At 32.6% G+C, this 1,944-nt stretch carries 3 protein-coding genes; 1 reads left to right on the top strand and 2 read right to left on the bottom strand.

Annotated features, from left to right (window positions below; translation table 11 throughout):
• A partial coding sequence (locus tag AC3DU7_RS13175; RefSeq protein ID WP_488039794.1) for a PPC domain-containing protein occupies nt 1-414 on the top strand: 414 nt, incomplete at its 5' end.
• A gap of 177 nt (nt 415-591) precedes the next feature.
• Here AC3DU7_RS13175 and AC3DU7_RS13170 read toward each other — a convergent pair.
• Together AC3DU7_RS13170 and AC3DU7_RS13165 are read right to left on the bottom strand one after the other, a co-directional pair.
• Nucleotides 592-792, bottom strand: a complete 201-nt coding sequence (locus AC3DU7_RS13170) for a chlorophyll a/b-binding protein (RefSeq protein WP_488039793.1) — start codon at nt 790-792, stop codon at nt 592-594.
• 71 nt (nt 793-863) lie between these two features.
• On the bottom strand, nt 864-1,880 hold the full coding sequence (locus AC3DU7_RS13165) for a succinate dehydrogenase/fumarate reductase iron-sulfur subunit (RefSeq protein ID WP_488039792.1): 1,017 nt from the start codon (nt 1,878-1,880) through the stop codon (nt 864-866).
• Nucleotides 1,881-1,944: the final 64 nt, after the last annotated feature.

The raw sequence follows: 1,944 nt of genomic DNA, 5'->3' as shown, positions 1-1,944 counted from the left end.
TCAGAAACTACTCCAACTCCAGAAATAACCCCAACTTCAGAAACTACTCCCTCTATTCAAGAACAAGTTGGAAAAGAAATATTACAGCAAGAAGGAACGCTTAGTGATGGAGACTTAGTACTTCCATCTGATGAAAGTCTTTATGATGAACATACTTTTGAAGGTACAACAGGTCAAGTAGTAAATGTAATCTTAGAAAGTCCTGACTTTGATACTTATTTAGCAGTATTTAGTCCTACTGGTGAATTACTAGGAGAACATGATGATGTTAGTCAGAAAAATACAAATTCTCAACTAACAATTACTCTAACTGTTACAGGTAAATATCGTGTAATAGTTAACTCCTACGATAAAACAGGTAGAGGTCAGTATAATCTCCAAGTAATTGAATCAAGTCAAACATCAGATTTATAAATCAAAAAAGTTAATGGTTAATCGCTAAGATCTAAATGTCATTTAAAGATTAGTCATTAACTTTTACCTTTTACCTGTCAGTAAATAAAACTTAATTATTCTACAAAACATAACTGATAGCTAGTAGCTAAATGTAATTAAAAATTCAGCGATTAACATTAATTAAGCTTGATTCTTTTAGCGCAAACCTAACCAAGAAAAAAAATCTTGATTAGTAAATAATTCCAGTAATAACAAAATGAAAAATCCTACCATAGCAAACCTACCATTGATTTTTTCTGCGTAAGTATTCCAACCAAAAGCAGGTTCATTAGACTTAGTAGTTTCAACTTTTTTAGTAGATTCTGATGTAGATTGAGAAGTCAAATTTTCAGACATGATATTGATAGAATTGAATTAGCTTTTAATATTTTTTATTACAGATAAAATTACTGAATTATCCCAGTAGATTAATTGTCCAATTTTTTTACTGATTCAATCAGCGATCGCACAATTTCCGTCCCCTCAGAAGGTTCAAAAGTCAAAGGGAACTTACCTTTTGCCAACATTCTTAATCCTAATGGACCCAAACTCAATAATCCTTGAATATCTCTAAAATAGTTACCCACTACCTGAATACCAAATTTTCGTTCATCAATCCAACCTCCATCTTTAACTAAATCAATTAATACTTTTCGATGGCGAATAGATCGACTAGCTTGTTGATCTTTACGGTCAAGAATTTCTTGTTTAATTTTACCTATTTGCTCCATAGGTGCTACTTCCATCGGACAAACAGAATTACAATAGTAACAACGGGTACAACCCCAGACTCCTGCTGTATCAAGATTATATTCTTCTAATCTTTTCTCAATCTGACTGTCACGAGAATCAGCGACCATTCTATAAGCTTTGGCCAAAGCGTGTGGCCCCACAAAATCTGGATTAACTTCACGAGCATTACATTCAGAATAACAGGCTCCACAAAGAATACAATTACCTGTTTGATTTAGTTTATCCCGTTCAGTGGGGGTCTGTAAAAATTCTCGTTCTGGAATTTGTCGTGCTTTTGTGCTTATGTAAGGTTCAACTGTCTCTAGATTTTGCCAAAAGCTGTTCATATCTACTACTAAGTCTTTAATTACTGGCATATTGCCCATAGGAGCAATAGTTATTTCTGGAATAGATTTTGCAGTAGTATTAGCAGAATTATTGTTACTATTATTAGTTATTTTTTGTAGTCTATCTACTTCATTTCTGATATTTTCTTTACAGGCTAAAGCTGAACGACCATTAATTCTCATTCCACAACTACCGCAGATAGTATTACGGCAATTTTTACGAAAAGCTAAACTACCATCTTGCTCCCATTTTATTCGGTTAAGGCATTCTAAAATTGTATTGCCTGGTTCAACTTCTAGGGTGTAAGTTTGAATTCTGGGAGTAGTATTTTGATGCTGACGAACAATATTAAAATTGACTTTCATTGATCGGAAATTGAATATATTTTTTACTAGTTTAGTTATGTTTTTTTACACAAAAAAATATTAG

Source organism: Okeania sp., assembly GCF_983059655.1.
Note: the sequence above shows the minus strand (reverse complement) of the source record. Positions and strands in the feature narration are given on the sequence as shown.

Bases quoted from the DNA above. Each gene is read 5' to 3' on its own strand.
- AC3DU7_RS13170 (WP_488039793.1), bottom strand. From the start codon at position 792: ATGTCTGAAAATTTGACTTCTCAATCTACATCAGAATCTACTAAAAAA.
- AC3DU7_RS13165 (WP_488039792.1), bottom strand. From the start codon at position 1,880: ATGAAAGTCAATTTTAATATTGTTCGTCAGCATCAAAATACTACTCCC.